Origin of the sequence: Paenibacillus gansuensis, from assembly GCF_042684925.1 — a bacterium.
GTDB lineage: Bacteria > Bacillota > Bacilli > Paenibacillales > DY6 > Paenibacillus_N > Paenibacillus_N gansuensis.
Genome location: NZ_JBHUME010000013.1, coordinates 143,029 through 158,242 on the forward strand (window position 1 = coordinate 143,029; position 15,214 = coordinate 158,242).

General features: G+C 41.2%; 11 protein-coding genes. 7 read left to right on the forward strand and 4 right to left on the reverse strand.

The window, feature by feature from the left end:
* Positions 1 to 6: 6 nt before the first annotated feature.
* Positions 7 to 6,606: a CARDB domain-containing protein gene (locus ACFSUF_RS20140; RefSeq protein WP_377605924.1), complete on the forward strand. Its 6,600-nt coding sequence runs from the start codon at positions 7 to 9 to the stop codon at positions 6,604 to 6,606.
* 82 nt (positions 6,607 to 6,688) lie between these two features.
* Here ACFSUF_RS20140 and ACFSUF_RS20145 read toward each other — a convergent pair whose 3' ends face one another.
* The 4 genes from ACFSUF_RS20145 to ACFSUF_RS20160 all read right to left on the reverse strand — a co-directional run bounded on the left by ACFSUF_RS20145 (position 6,689) and on the right by ACFSUF_RS20160 (position 10,833).
* A complete protein-coding gene (locus ACFSUF_RS20145) occupies positions 6,689 to 7,135 on the reverse strand; it encodes a hypothetical protein (protein ID WP_377605927.1) in 447 nt (148 codons plus the stop codon).
* Between the two features lie 148 nt (positions 7,136 to 7,283).
* Entirely contained in the window at positions 7,284 to 8,597 is a 1,314-nt protein-coding gene (locus ACFSUF_RS20150) for a hypothetical protein (RefSeq protein ID WP_377605929.1), read from the reverse strand.
* A gap of 106 nt (positions 8,598 to 8,703) precedes the next feature.
* Positions 8,704 to 9,363: a prepilin peptidase gene (locus ACFSUF_RS20155; protein WP_377605931.1), complete on the reverse strand. Its 660-nt coding sequence runs from the start codon at positions 9,361 to 9,363 to the stop codon at positions 8,704 to 8,706.
* Between the two features lie 369 nt (positions 9,364 to 9,732).
* Entirely contained in the window at positions 9,733 to 10,833 is a 1,101-nt protein-coding gene (locus tag ACFSUF_RS20160; protein ID WP_377605933.1) for a tyrosine-type recombinase/integrase, read from the reverse strand.
* A 337-nt stretch (positions 10,834 to 11,170) separates the two neighbouring features.
* Between ACFSUF_RS20160 and ACFSUF_RS20165 the strand changes: the two genes are divergently transcribed.
* The 6 genes from ACFSUF_RS20165 to ACFSUF_RS20190 all read left to right on the forward strand — a co-directional run bounded on the left by ACFSUF_RS20165 (position 11,171) and on the right by ACFSUF_RS20190 (position 15,013).
* Positions 11,171 to 11,662 carry a hypothetical protein gene (locus tag ACFSUF_RS20165; RefSeq protein WP_377605934.1) on the forward strand — a complete coding sequence of 164 codons (492 nt, stop codon included), beginning with the start codon at positions 11,171 to 11,173 and terminating at the stop codon, positions 11,660 to 11,662.
* A gap of 6 nt (positions 11,663 to 11,668) precedes the next feature.
* Entirely contained in the window at positions 11,669 to 12,628 is a 960-nt protein-coding gene (locus tag ACFSUF_RS20170; RefSeq protein WP_377605936.1) for a helix-turn-helix domain-containing protein, read from the forward strand.
* Between the two features lie 38 nt (positions 12,629 to 12,666).
* Positions 12,667 to 12,918 (forward strand): hypothetical protein, encoded by a 252-nt coding sequence (locus tag ACFSUF_RS20175; protein WP_377605939.1) that lies wholly within the window; start codon positions 12,667 to 12,669, stop codon positions 12,916 to 12,918.
* A gap of 39 nt (positions 12,919 to 12,957) precedes the next feature.
* Positions 12,958 to 13,398, forward strand: coding sequence for a zinc-ribbon domain-containing protein (locus ACFSUF_RS20180; protein WP_377605940.1), 441 nt, complete (start codon positions 12,958 to 12,960; stop codon positions 13,396 to 13,398).
* A complete protein-coding gene (locus ACFSUF_RS20185) occupies positions 13,395 to 13,790 on the forward strand; it encodes a hypothetical protein (RefSeq protein WP_377605942.1) in 396 nt (131 codons plus the stop codon). The genes ACFSUF_RS20180 and ACFSUF_RS20185 overlap by 4 nt, the downstream gene beginning before the upstream one ends.
* Before the next feature lie 128 nt (positions 13,791 to 13,918).
* Positions 13,919 to 15,013, forward strand: coding sequence for a GGDEF domain-containing protein (locus tag ACFSUF_RS20190; protein WP_377605943.1), 1,095 nt, complete (start codon positions 13,919 to 13,921; stop codon positions 15,011 to 15,013).
* Positions 15,014 to 15,214 lie beyond the last annotated feature (201 nt).

The following is a 15,214-nucleotide window of genomic DNA, read 5'->3' on the forward strand; positions in this document are numbered from 1 at the left end:
ATAAAAATGAATTTTTCATGGTTAAGAAATAAAAAAGCAGTAGCGATCACGATTTTATTCCTGATCGCTACTACGATAACTACATCCATATTGTTCGCAAACTATAACGATCAAAATTTCCCCACGGTGACTTACACCCCTTCACCTGGTTTTCAAGAATATCATCCAACTGAGATTTTTCCTCTAAATATTCCAATTATTGAGTATCCAGGATATGAGATAGACACTTGGGAATTAACTAAAAACAATACAATAAATAAAGGACAATTAGGCTCTTATAATTCCCAAACAAAGCAAATAGAAATACCTGCTATTAACGGTGACCCGGTTAATTTAACGGGACTCAGGAAATCAAATATGTATCATGCTATATGGAGGGATTCTTCGGGACGTACTTGGAGAACTGGGGTTGATGGTCAAAGCTATATATTTACAGCGGATCCTTCTACAATTTCTGGAGGGATATCTCAATATCCAGGTTTATTTCCAGTAAAGGATGATAGCGGAACGACTATTCCTGCAAAATTAAGGTATATCGATGGTAGTGCAGCAGCTTGGTCTGATACACTACCCCCACCAGTTGCTTTCCAAGATCCTAATGGGGATGATGTTAATGTACAATACATTCAACCAAGTTCAATTAAAATAACTTCAGCAAAAGCTGTACAGTCGAATTTGGGAATCGTTTACGACTACGTTGGAAAAGGACAGGATGGCAATGGTTACATAAAACTGCACAAGCCTATGACTGCAGGACATAATATTCCTGATTTAGATTACGTGGTTGAACCTTATTCGAATGGAAATGTTCAAGGAAGAACTTATAATTTCATTTCAGATACCGAATGGTCAGGGATTTCATACAAACTCACCTATAAATTAAAAGTGACATATAAAAAAATTAATGCAGATAAGCCTGATTTAGTAGCGCTAGATATAGTTTCAAACTCAGGAATCAAAATTGGAACAGCAGCCTCTTTTACTGCTACTTTCAAAAATACAGGCTTGAAAGTTACCGCACCGTTTAACGTTAAAGTCATGCAAGGGTCAACTGTGGTCATTTTAAAAAGTATACCTTCTATTGATGTCGGCCAAACCATAAGCATTCCATTTAATTATACTTTCACATTGGCTGGCTCTAAAACCTTTACAATGTACGTAGATAGCTCAAATTCTATTGTTGAGGAATCCGAGCAAAACAATGAAGTTTCTAAAGTCTTCTCACCTGGAGACGCACCACCGGCTGCTTTCACCGGTGACTTTGATGTTGTTCCGGATACGATTGAATATAGACAATCGTTTACATTACATCCTAGGGACTTTCAGTTGGATAGGTGTACATATATTTCACATCAATACAAAATTGAACGAGGCGGGACATATATTTCCCCCTGGTACACCAGTCAATCTGATACCACATTTACATCGGCGAATTATCCATGGAACATTGGTGTTGGATCTCATTTAGTAAGTATGAAAATAAAGACAACCTGCGGCGAATCAAACTGGATAGGACCGAAATACCTTACTGTAACAAGTCCTTCAACAAACACTCCCCCTCAATTTAAGATTGGGTTTGTTAATCCAAACGATCGTACTAAGCCATTAAATGAAGTGGTGCAGGGAGCAGTTCTCGATTTAATATACATTGATGACCCAAGCGTCCCAACACCTTATGACGCTGATGGGGATTCACTGTATTTTATGGGATTTGATTTTGAAAAAGGAAATAACTTTATTAAGGGTATCCCTTCACAAGCACAAGAGTACGGGGATGGTTGGCATCATGTGACCATGAATACAGCCGGGTGGCATAATGTAACAGGAATGATGAGGGATGAATGGGGGGCAAGCGCGACCGCTAGCACTTACATCAATGTTGTACCACCTAACCCCATTGCAATTCCAACTTGTCCCGCTCCAGTAGTCGAAAATCATCCTGTACCGCAGCATGAATTTTTGTCCATCCAAAGTAGAAGTCCAATGGGCCGAACCATAGACCATACGAAAGATGAATGGATCAATAAACGCACATCTTATGTAAACGGAACTGACCAAAACATAAAAGTAGTAGTCCAACTTCATGTGTATGATAGCGAAGGATTAAAATCACTTGAACCTGGCACATGCGAAATTACTGTTAAACCTGATCTGCCACCAAAGGCTAAATTAACAGTTCCGCCTATAGGCATTAGGGAACAGTCCATCTCTGTTATCAATAATTCTACGTCACCCGATGGTGATGCCATCACAAGAGCAGAATATCAGTATAAATACGATGATGAGAATAATGGATTTGCTGATGACCAATGGCAGGCATTGAGTGGTACCTTGGCAAAAGCAAACTTTAAACCATCAAAAGTCGGTAAATATCTCTTCTATTTAAAGGCAACAGAAGAGTATGGCAAATTCGACGATACTTTAGACGAGGCTGAATCAACTCTTACGCTGGATGTTGTTAATAATGCTCCGGAAGTTTCGTTTGAGCTCGAAGGTAAGAATCCTCAACCGGACCTGGATCCTTTTACGACAGTAACCGCAAGCCAAATGTTTAACTGGCCTCTCTATGTGCCAAATGAGCTAAACCAAGTTAAAAACAAGCAGCAACTTTGGAAAGTACAAAATGGGAAGCTGGTTAGTGGTGAAGGCAGGAACTTTGGATCCCAGACAACGCCAGTTCACTGGTGGGAACAAACAAGATTCAGTGAGAATAAACAATCGATCGAGAGTTTCGCTATGTCAAATAACGGTTACGGAAACAACCGTCTGTCCCCATGGAGATCGACGACAAGCAGCACTGTTTCAGTACCTATGTTGGACGAAGATGATAATAAGATTTCATTCAATAACTATTTGATGGACTTCAAATTCAAGATTAGATCAAATAAGAAACTTGTTTATTTCTCAGAACCTGGCTTTAATGACAAGGACAGTCAAATGAAAATCTACGCAGTGGATCCTAAAAAGCTATCTCCTGTAGAAATGTATTTTAAGCCGTATGCAATGTATGCTAATTATCGGTACACAGGTGGAAGCCCATACGCATTTATTCTAAAGAAGCCGACTTATCGTTATATTAATGGTGAGTATGCCTCACCGCAGTTCGTAGAAAGTTGGGATCTGGGGGAAAGGTATATCTATGTAAAAAGATCATGGCAAACTTCGACGTTCCTTGTTGAACTAGCGGTGCATGATGCATTTACTGGCCAGTTGATAAAGAGCTCCCTGGATACAAACTTTAATATTCCAGACGGTATCAATAGTTATAAGCTCTTATATACCAAAGGTGAGAATTTGGTTTTAATAAATAACTATGACCACTCTCAAGGATATACTGCTCCACGAATTGTTGAAGTTACTCCGGATCTGCAGATTGTAAGAAATGTATTACTATCTCGTCCATCGTTGGGTCCAGATGCATCAACTTTAAACGGTTATAATGGAACAAAAGAATATCACTTTGGCGATTTTACTCCAGATGCAACAGGAGCAATGTATAATTATCAATTTTACTATCCTACAAGTTCAGGTTGGGGAGGCACCAATCAATTTGACTTGAATGTGACAAAGTATAACCCTGACTATACGGTTGCATGGAGAAAATATTTAAAAAGAGATACAACACCAATTTATAAGTACTTCACAGGTTTATTTATGTCAGGTTTCACGTATAGTGACGACTACAATGATGTTGTATACAACCATGCTACTAACGAAGTGTATGCAAAGTACTATTACAATTACTACAAACCCGGTGACGTGATTCCAACCGGTGCTGCAGCACTGGCAGTACTGGATGGAAATAATGGGAATCTAAAGGCTATTAAAAATTCTACAGACCCAGACTTTAATCAATTTTTCTACACGAATAGTAGCTGGGCAGATATGGGCAAATCGGAGTATAGCTTTAATTGGGGTGACAGGTCATTGGGGCCGAATTCAACCGTCACCGCCGAAGGAAATAGAACAACGATGGAAAACCCAAGCTGTCCGGGCGAATTAACGGGGTCAAATAAAATACTTGACCCTTGGGGAAATAATGTAGGTAGTGCAGGAGTTCCTTGTAACAGCGGGCACCAAGTTTTTGGAGAATATTTTGGTGATGGTGTATATGTATCAATGAATTCACCATATTCATATTCCGGTAGTACAAGTCAAGCTAACCTGAACATTTCATATGGTCCACCGACTACTTCACCAAAACTTGTTAAATCATTTACACAGGGTCAATTTTACTCATCCGATACTCTGTCTAATGCGGAAATTAGATTTGGAATAAATATGTTGGAAGTCAACTACGACCAAGAATATTTAGGAATGTCATTTAGGATGCAGGACCCGCGTAATCGGTATGCCGTAGAGACGAATGGAAACAGTCTTCAAATAGTCAAATATATAAATGGGAATCGTACTGTCCTCGCTAATGGCAGTTATCCAATGCAAGATCAAACAGACTATCTGTTCCGATTAAAATTTGTTGGAGATAAGATCGATCTTTGGATGAATAGCATTCCGATTTTAAGTGCGACTGACAGCAGCTTCACAGATGGAAAATTTGGCTATTTTGCAGATAAGTCTTTTGTAACGTTAAGTCCCATTCGATATAAGGTCGTTCAAGAAAACATAAGCTGGTCGGATCAATACGCTATTTGGGACGGTGCACAGGCAAAAGCAGAAGTGCAATATAAGAATATTTCATTTATTGATCCGGAGAATGACCCTGTTGCGGGTTCCTATCAGTGGAGTTTGAAACATACAGTAAGATTTATTAACAACCAAGGCTTATCAGCTCTGGATGGGAAAACTTTTTCTTCGCCACAACTCACTTTTGATAAAGTAGGAGATTATCTTGTAACATTAAGGGCCAAGGATGATCCTAATCCGTCGTATCTCACGCCGAGTATGGTGTTTGATTCATATCGGAAGACATCAAATGAATTTGTGAAAAAAGTGACGGTTCACAGGCGGCCAATAGCTGATTTTACTCTCACGCAAGAGGCAAACGGTAAAATCACTTGGACAGATTATAGCCGCGACCCGGATCGTTATGAGAATAACTCTTATTACTCAAACGAACCTACCGGCATTGATTATCTTGCTACAAGAGGAATCATGGAGCGAATGTACTATTACATTACTCCTAGTGGCAATTATGTAAGTGGCAAGCTTACGGGTCCTCAAGAAATCGGTACCTATGAGGTGGGGATGGCTGTAAAAGATGAGTATGGTGCTTTGAGTGACTGGACAGTGAAGACTATTACTTCCGGTAGACTAGGGCCACCAAACAATCCACCCGTACCCGGCTTTACAACGACACACACAAACACTTACAGAGGGGTTCCTGTGACGTTCAACTCAACGGCACATGACCAAGAGGACGGTGCTCGGGAAAATCTTCAGCACATGTACTTCATTAAAAACGTGCTCGATGGCGTTGAAACACCTGTGAGTACATCAAGAACGAATTGGGTGAAAACTTTCGGTTCATTAGGTACGTTTAACATTCGACAGGTCGTTACGGACTCCGATGGGGCAACCGCTTCTTATCAGCTGCAGGTCTCAATTAACAACCGGCTGCCTTTCACGGATGTAACAGAACCTCCTACAACCGACTCAAGTAACCCGAAAAGATATTATGTTTTGAGGCCCAATTTCCGGTGGTCCTACTCGGATCCTGACACAGATGCACAATCAAAGTTTCAAGTTCGGATATACCGATATGGTGGTGTTCTGCAGCTTGACTCAGGTGAAGTTTCTGGAAGTATTACTAATTGGACCCCTAACAGTGACCTTCCAGAAAAGGTGAATATGTACATTCAGGTAAGGGCATATGATGGTTACGATTGGGGCCCTTGGAGCAGTGCTAAATATTTTTATATCAATACCAACACTCCTCCATTCGGTGATTTTAAAATTTACACCTACGATGCAAACAATCCAGCAATGCCAATTTACGAATCAGATACCGTAAACATTGCATCTGTAGGTGTGGGAGATGGTGAAAACGATACGCTAAGTGTAAGGTATGAGGTAAAAGATCCTTCAAACGTTAAGATTGTGGATCAAAACTATACGTTTAACCCGCCTTACCCTAACACTGGGCCATCATTTAAGGTAATAACTCCTGGATTGTACACTGTAACTCAAACGATTAGCGACGGTCAGGCTGCACCTGTTGTAAAAACAAAAACATTCCAAGTGAATCCACTAGGAATTGCCGCAGAGGTTAAACACACTTCTGATTGGGAACGAAAACGTCTGGAGTACAATCTGAGCGTTGATCCAGACAGGCCGGTGAGTTGGTTCTGGGCAGGAGAGCAATTTGATCTACTTTCTGATCTTACCGATACGACTACAAGCTGGACTAAAGCCACAAGGGTTTCTGTAAACTTTGCCGCGAAAAGTTTAAATCAGGATCTTACTTCTACGGATAAATTGAAATGGTCAGGCAGCATGTGGCAGCCAAACTTCAAAGATATTCCGGATGGGAACTATAACTTCATATTCACCTCATATTGGAGTAACGGTGCAGTTAAGCAAACAACCGTAACGATCAAGATAGCAGGTAATGTATTTGACGTTATTCGTACTCATTTATTGCAATAAAAAAAGAAGCAGCACCTTGGGTGTTGCTTCTTTTTGTAGAAGAAATTTTTAAGGCTGAAACACAAAGGTGATTCCTGACTTATTACTTTTTATGTTCGAGCATAGTTCTTAATGATGCTTGAAGTTGTTCAATGAATTCTTCCTCGCAGGATTCTAACGTAAACCCAAATACAATACTAGTATTAGTTTCTACCCAATCAGGAAAGAGTAAAGCCACGCTTCTTGCGATTTTTAAATCAGGAGTGGCTTCTAAGAAACCAGGCACCCTGTGAGCTGAATATTTATTTCTCCACTCTACGACTGACTCCCAGTATGCACGGTAAATTGATTCAGTAATACCCAAAGATGAAATAATTCTATGACCTAGGTTTTCCTGTATCCCGAGATTTCTCCAATGAGTTTCATTTTTATTAGTTCCAAAAACCATGCACCATAGGTTAATCGCTTGAAAATAATGTGCATTAATTGTGTAGAACCAGAACTCTGGTGATCCACTGGCTGTTAGTTCATCAAACATCTGATGAACCATTTTAAAGCTGCTATAATGGTAAAGGAAATCTCTTAAGATATGAATTTGTTCGTTAAAGATATCTTCATTGTAATTGTCCAGGACAACCACTCCTAAAAATGAATTTGCAGCAGTTATGGACTAGAAAGGAAACTCTAGACTGCCGCTATTAAACTTTCATATTTAATTTCAACGGTATTTCCATCATTCTTATAGCACCAACAAGCCTATCCTCAACAATCCCGTTAAGCTCCCAACGTTGAATATCTTCTTCACACTCGGTCATTCGCTTCTGAAATTCTGGGGAATAGTATGGCGACTCTTTCATTCTATTCATTACTAATTTGTAGTATTCAATTCTTTCAGAGGTATCTGGACTCGTTGTAATTTTGGTTGTTTCAGTAGTTTGTTTGAAGTGATTTAAATGCTTTATCCAAGTGTTTTCTTGTAACTTTTCGGAATGTGCAGTTTGGTCCACGGTAAATGCTTCCTGCTCCTCAGGTTGGCTTTGTTCATTAATCCATAATTCCATTTTTGCGGTAAATGAAGTTAATTCTTCAGGTTCAATATTTGGCAGCTCCCAATGAAATTTACGTACTTCTCTCTCGAAAGAGAACATACTTTGAAAAGCTATGCCTTTCGGTTTACCGAGTATAAAGTACCATTGATCAGGTATCTCACGATTGTAGTACGGTGCACTTTTAATGAGGCATATTTTATATAGAGTGCCATCAAAATTCTCTGACACGTACATAATTCGATTTACGTTCAAATCTGCCAACTCTAAATTCATATTTTGTAATACGGCATCATGTCCGTATCTTGTTACTAAATCAGTAAGAATTTCTTCCCATTCTTTATCCCTTTCATGTAATGTAAGAGATGCTTTCTCAGCATGACTTACTGCAAGGGTGTTTCCATGGATCGTTCTTAGATCATTATCAAATAAAAAATATGATTTGATTCCATGTTCGTTGTAAGCCTGCATTTTATTAATGAGGTACGTTTGATAGGCTTTGGATTTAGTGCCGGTTATATAATCAAACGAGTATATTTCATTGTCTGGCCAAATAATTATACAGTCCGGAACAAACTTTAAATCTTGTTTTAACATGTAGCCAGCAATAACGCTTGCACCATGAGGTGTTAGATTAGCCTTTAATTGATCGATCATAACTATCTTTCCGGTTTTATGCTTGGCGTTCTCAAATCTGTTAGTGTGTTCCACGTATCTTTTATAGTTGCGAGTTCCTGCACATTCTGTATTATTTTTATGTCTAAAATAACTCGAACGGTCTTCGTTTAGAACTAAAAAAGTGGGTGAATTACAGCAGCTGCATCGAAAGATTTCTTTTTTAGAATATTCACGATAGGTGCTTTCCAACTGACTTTTAACTTCCGTCCAGGAATAACCTTCATCTTCTAAATGCCTTCGTTCTGCTTCAATATTAATCGGTTCGTTTCTTAGTAATGCTATCTCCATTTAAATTTCCCCCACAAATTAAAAGTTTGGAGCCAAAGATTACATCAATATAAAATCAAACTTGCTTCATAATTTGATTCACTGAATTAACAGGAAAGCCAAAAGTTTATTTGAGTAGGATACTGAATGCAAACTTGATTCCATCTGATCCCCAATAATAACTAATTAGGGAAGCTGCAGCGATAAATGGACCAAAGGGAATTATCATATTTTTACGTAATTTACCGGATAAGATAATTAGAATACCAGCAACCATGCCGGCCAACGAGAACATAAGGAAGGAAAGGACAGTGAGTTTTATTCCGAGAACTAGCCCGGTGAGTGCAAGAAGTTTTATGTCACCGCCACCAACTGCATCGGTGTTAGATAAGAAGCGGATCAACAGTGCGGCCAAGTAAAAAAGCCCACTTCCAATTAATGCCGCGGCTATATAATCCCAAAAGGGAAGTGGGTGGATAAATATACGTAGGACAGCTGCACTTGCAATTCCTGGCAAGGTAATGACGTCTGGTATAATCATATACCGAATATCGCAAATGCAGATAATAGTAAGTGCCAAAGCAAAAGGTAATGCAATGAACCATTCTGGAGAAAAGCTTATGGATAATACGGTGAGACCAAGAGCAATAGCAGCGAGAAAACGCATCGGAATTGCGCTTATCGACTCCCCTACGTCTGACTGAGCATATTGCTTGGCCAATTCATTCATTTGACCACCAGCCCAAAAACCCGCTCCAGCTGCACAAACAAAGAATATTAGATACATCGAATGTGTCCCTTTCTATTTTAAAGCTACCTTACGAAAGTCCCATGAGGCACTGAAGATAATCATCGCACGCAGCCTTAAAGACGGATGCAGGCATATTGATGACTTCTTCATACCCCCGTGCGGTATATTGGCAATGAATCCCACTTTTTGTTTCTAGCTCAATGATCTTAATCCCCTCTGATCGGAGCACTGCCCGTGATTTCCTTTGCTCAGATTCAACCATGAGTTGAAGCTTTTCATTCTGGCGGACATATGCGGAGAGCAACCCAATCTCTTGCATGCGGCGCGAGTCCCTTTCTAATATTTTCGGCAACATTGTGACTACAATGTACCTAATAACAACTTCCCGATAGTTTGCGGCCTTCGTCACTGGAAATCACTCTTAAAGCCCGCCAATTCCACAAAATCACTCACGTCGAAATCCTTTTTCAGCTCACGATGCAAGTAATTTTCCTCTGTCACTTTCGAAGATGAATGACCAAGTGTTTTTGCAATACGGTCCGTCGTTGCACCATTTTGAAAAGCGGATCGAGCAAAATAATGCCTCATAAAGTGCGCCGTGGCCTTTTCATCATTCGTTGTTCGGAGATTTGCCGCTGCCATCTTCCTGGTTACAATTGCCGAAAGACTGGTCAGTAGATAATGCTTCCCGACCCTGTTGGGGTAGAAAGGGGATTCATCGTTAGGATTGAGGTCCACATTCAATCCAAGCCGGCGCCGATATTCAATAAGCACCTGTAGAACATAATTTTTAATCGGCGCATGCCGTACGCCATCACGCTTCGTTTGGGTTCGAAGATAATGTTTCTCCCGAACTGAATCGTAATATAAGTCCTTCCACTTAGGGGTAATAATTTCGTTCAGCCGAAGTCCAGTTGTAGAGAGTAGTACAAGAAGGCTAAGGAATTTTGGATCGTGTTTGTAGAAATCAATAGCACGCTGCAGCGTTGCCTCGTCAATCTCACGATCTGGTATTTGCTTCTTGTCCAACTTTACCATGGTGAGTCCGCGGGAAAGGTCACGCTTTAAGTAACCTTCTTTATAGCACCAGGACAGAAAAGCATTGATTATGGTGATCTTCTTTGCTTGCGTCTTAGTCTTGGGATATTGATTGGAAAGCCATCTCTGGTACACTTCCAACTGCCCACGCTTCAAGATACGAATATCATTAATTCCGGTTTCGACCAAATGTCTCAAAAAATGGAGCAGCTCACGTACATATTCGGCTCGCGTGTTCCTCTTACGACTCCCGGCCTTTCGATGAATGTATAGGTAGACCATGCCAATGTTGGATACTCCTGAATAATCGTAATTTCCATTTTCATCTTCATGATCGATTAAGTACGGATGGATAACCGAATAAAGTTCGGGATCCAAGAGCGAATCTCTAAGGGAGCGATCTGTCGATAATGTTGAGAGAGGTTCTCCTTCTTGTATAAAGAAAGGTGCGGGTGTTTGGTTATTCAATAACATCACTCCAAGACAACTAAGTAGTTATTACAATTATATCAAAACAAACTGTTAAATTCTTCTTTTCATAGAGAATGTGCAATATATCGAGTCAAACAAAAATAATAGATTATTCGTTTTACTCTAATGTAACTTTCATATTTAATATAATATATAAATAAGAACATAAACTCTTTATGTTACAAGGCAACAAAATATAATGCGATAATTATGAAACAATTCTTAGACGTAAACGTACTCGCGTTGTAAAATACTTGTATGTTAGTTATTATATTAATATGTATATATCGTTGGATGAATCCAAAATAATATCAGAAGAGAAGGGACGAAAGTTATGGACCCGCTTCGCCAAGTTCTACAATCGGTACAAATAATGGCCGATATAATGGAAAGTACATTGGACGTCCGTGTGGACTTCACGCCGGCGAGCTTGCGCAGAATCGAAAAGGCGATCAATCGGGTTTACCCGTTAGGACATGAGCCCATGACTTCAACAATCGTCAGCTACGGCATATATCTGGGCGAAGTATTCGCTAGAAATATACCGCGTACTGAATGGGGGACATACAGCGAAGATTTCCTTTCATGGCACTTCCGCTCGACAGGAGAAAGCCAAGTATTCATTGGATACCCGTTGAAGCGGGTACATGATTTCTGGTTCGATCGTTCTCGAGGGCTCTCCGCCTTCTATCACATGAACGTCGATGCCCTGGAAGGAAGGTTAGATTTAGAAGTAAGTGAGGAATGGAAGTTGAAAGAGGGGGAATACATGTACCGCTTTCCCGCTTCCGTCCGGATTGACACCAAGAAGAAGAGCGGAGGGTAGAACTTCATGAGGGAATATTTAAGAGCCAGCGAAGCGGCTGCTGAACTCGGAATTACGGTGGCCTCTTTATATAAGCTTCGAAAACACGACGATCCGGTAAAGCGTTTAGAACCATTTAACCCAAGTACATATAAGGGGGACGGCGGGTTTGTGTACCGGCGTGAGGACGTTGATCGCGTTAAGCCTTCCTATGTGAAAGAGGATTTAACCGTTACGAAAGCCGCTGAAAGAATCGGCCGCTCAACAACATTCATCCATAAACTTATCCGTGACAGGCTGCTTCCATATTATGAGGGTATATACCGCGGCAAGAAGACGTTTTTCATTCGGCCTGCCGACCTAGAGAAATTTGCAGCCAGCAATCCAGATAGCGGTAAGTACGATATGATATACGATCGCAAGACCGGTGTCTTCCTCTATCAGTCGTTCCAAAATGGGGGGAAGCTTGCCCGTATTGTACAAATAAAACGGGTGAACCGACGCAAGAAAGAAATCATCCTGCAGGTGGGAACGGACGAGCTTATCAACTACGAGGATGCACTTGCCGCGGGTTGGGCACCATCCCTCACGATCTCCGATCGAAAGCCAATTACAAGTTACGGATATGCGCGTTTTGATTTCCCACTTCCGACTGCGTCTGATTCGATGATATACGGCATCATAGAGGAGCTGTTCAAGCAGGTCGGCCCGGCCAACATTCGAATTACGGCGGGGGAGAGGGTAGTTGTAGAAGTAAGAAAGTCCGTACTTGTGGGGATCATGCCCACTTCGCATCCGGATTTGATTGATAAGTTGAAGCTTTTCCTCGTCCAAGGGGAGATTGTCCCTAAATACGATGGAACTTTAATTGACACGGGATTATCACCAATCACCTTCTATGTAACGGGTGAAAAAAAGGCAGAGTTGCTGCAGCGTGCTGCTGAAGCTGGCAAGACTTTGCAAGAATGGATAGTTGAAACCGTATGAATATTAAATGGGGTTTTTATATAAATGGGAGGGTAATGATGGCTATCAAAAAAAGAAATGTAATGCAAGTAGGAGATATTTGGAGTATCGGACAAGCCACTTTTGAACGCGAGAATAAGAGAGTAAAGGCTGGAAGTGAAGCGACAAATCAGCCAGTGTATGAGATCAGCCGTATAGTCAAGATTCAGAGAATTGAGGAAGGTACTCGATATGTTCATGTCACAGATACAAAGACAGGAACTCCGATGATTATTTCAATTACAGGGTTTGGAAAAAAACAATCAACATAGCTTGTTTCGATAAAAAGGACACGAGTAGGAGTGAGCCGTTTGAAGACACGTCACCGCTTGAATGCTAATGTAAAAAGCGATATCAGGTTAAACGGCTTTCGTATAGCTCCAGATATCAAGTATAGTTTTCCGTATCTGTATAAAGACAATATTAAGTATTGGGATTTTGAAAAAAACAGCGTCAACCCATATACGCTATTTCCAAGGAGCCAATTCTTTGCTTCTCTCGCTCAGCTGCATCCTTTGATTGCGAAGGATTGGGATTACATTCGCAATCATCCGGTGACGCCTAAGAATATTAAGCCCCGGGCGCGGAAGAAGTTTTGGTGGATATGTCCCGAAAAAGGACATTCGTACCCAGCTTCCCCGGACAATCGAGTCGGAAGAGGATCACGTTGCCCATATTGCTACGGGCACTTGAAATCAAGAATAGAGGGGCTAGATGAACAACCTGAACTACTAGGGGGTGCTAACAATTGAAATCGTTAAACCAGCTTGTCCGGGAAGAGTGGAACCTCCAAGCTTGGGATATCCGTTACGGTAAGGGCATCCAACTAATGATTGGACCATCAGCTGTTCATGTGGATCTTATCCGAGATATTACCGGTGGACCAGATATTCCAGCTGTCACATTGGAATTATATTTCCGTGGATATGGTTCGTGGCTGCCGGTTGTAGAGGCAGATTCAATCTCGGAAGCTCTACAGTTGCTTGAAGAAAAAGTGACCAGGCTAATTGGCGATGTAGAATGGAAGGATTGTGTATTTACGGGCTTTCAAGAAATTTGTGGTAAAGACGATGGTGGATACGGGCTGGAAAATGCGATTGAGAACGATGCCGAGGGGATTTATAAAAAGCCTCACTGGAAGTAGGTATCGTATCGTACGGCCGGCTAAGACGACATTCGTTCTTCGGTAAATTTGTCTTTTTAGAGGAATATGATAACCGTGGAATGGGACGGAAAAGACCCTATTACTTTCTAAATAAGGGGGAAACCAGTATGCTACAAACCATCTTTACTGGGGCGGGTGGAGATATTTACTATTCATCCTTAAACATCATCGTCATGACGCTCCTTATGCTTTTGTCCATCCGGCTGCTGGTCAGTAGGCAGAAGCGGGCCTATTTAACGCTTACCGCCTGTATGGGGCTTATGCTTATCGGCCAGCTCATTCTACTCGGAATTGGACTCACGGGATCCGAACATGGAAAGGCTCTCGATATGTTCCAAAACTTACTCAACACAGCATCATTTATCCTCGGCAACGTTGGTATTTATCAGTTGTACGGAGAAACTACGAAGCGGGTCATGATAACGTACTATTGCCTATTGGCGGGCACCCTGGCTCTCTCTATTATTCCAATTGCAAGTGTGCTGTATGAGTTTGCCTTGGTTGTACTCGCATTCATTGCAATAAAACCGATTGTTGAACAAAGCCGGCACTATCAAACTTGCCTCACTTTTTACGGGATTGCAACCGCAGCACACGCGACCATAACGTTTACTGGGGACGCGCTCATTCTTCATTTGCTAGACAATCTGTGCCGCATTGCCTTTTTCGCAACACTGTTTGTCATTCTATTCGCTAAGGTTCTCACGCTTATGGAGTCCAGCTACAACAAATCTACTCGCGACGCTCTTACTGGACTGTTCAACCGCTTCTACTTTTACACAACGGTCTCCTTCCTGGTGAGCGAACAAAAGCCTATATCCGTTATCTTTTTTGATTTGGACAACTTCAAGAAGCTAAACGATACCCGCGGCCATGAGGAAGGCGATAAAGCTCTCAAAGCTGTAGCATCCATTCTCCGTGAGGAAGCCGAAGAGATCGGCTTGGCGGGGCGGTACGGTGGGGAAGAAATGGTCTTAGTTGTAGATGATCCGGACGTGAACATGGGAGAGTTTGCCGAGAAAGTAAGAGAGCGGATCGAGACTGAAACCATCGTCACAGCCAGTATAGGCTTCGCCACATGGCAGGAAGGGGATTCCTGCGATGAGCTCATCAAAAAGGCGGATCAAGCAATGTATAAATCTAAAAAATCAGGAAAAAACCGTGTAACTTCGTATGCTGCTGCTGCTGACATAGGGAAATAGAGATCTTTCAAGACGATTTTTTTATGGAAAATATTTGAGCATTACATTATATTGATAAGGAATAATGATGGGAGCGGTGACAGTTGGATGACTGAATTTAAAAATGTGAATAATTTAAAAAGAGATATTCAAGGGATTCTGGTTGTGTTAAGTGCTTCAATATTTTTGTAGGGTACGCTTACTGCTCTCATAGGGAGAACA

What these genes read in the sequence shown, in the direction of transcription:
- ACFSUF_RS20190 (WP_377605943.1), top strand. Translation starts at nt 13,919, where the DNA reads ATGCTACAAACCATCTTTACTGGGGCGGGTGGAGATATTTACTATTCA.
- ACFSUF_RS20145 (WP_377605927.1), bottom strand. Translation starts at nt 7,135, where the DNA reads ATGGTTCATCAGATGTTTGATGAACTAACAGCCAGTGGATCACCAGAG.
- ACFSUF_RS20165 (WP_377605934.1), top strand. Translation starts at nt 11,171, where the DNA reads ATGGACCCGCTTCGCCAAGTTCTACAATCGGTACAAATAATGGCCGAT.
- ACFSUF_RS20155 (WP_377605931.1), bottom strand. Translation starts at nt 9,363, where the DNA reads ATGTATCTAATATTCTTTGTTTGTGCAGCTGGAGCGGGTTTTTGGGCT.
- ACFSUF_RS20150 (WP_377605929.1), bottom strand. Translation starts at nt 8,597, where the DNA reads ATGGAGATAGCATTACTAAGAAACGAACCGATTAATATTGAAGCAGAA.
- ACFSUF_RS20175 (WP_377605939.1), top strand. Translation starts at nt 12,667, where the DNA reads ATGGCTATCAAAAAAAGAAATGTAATGCAAGTAGGAGATATTTGGAGT.
- ACFSUF_RS20140 (WP_377605924.1), top strand. Translation starts at nt 7, where the DNA reads ATGAATTTTTCATGGTTAAGAAATAAAAAAGCAGTAGCGATCACGATT.
- ACFSUF_RS20170 (WP_377605936.1), top strand. Translation starts at nt 11,669, where the DNA reads ATGAGGGAATATTTAAGAGCCAGCGAAGCGGCTGCTGAACTCGGAATT.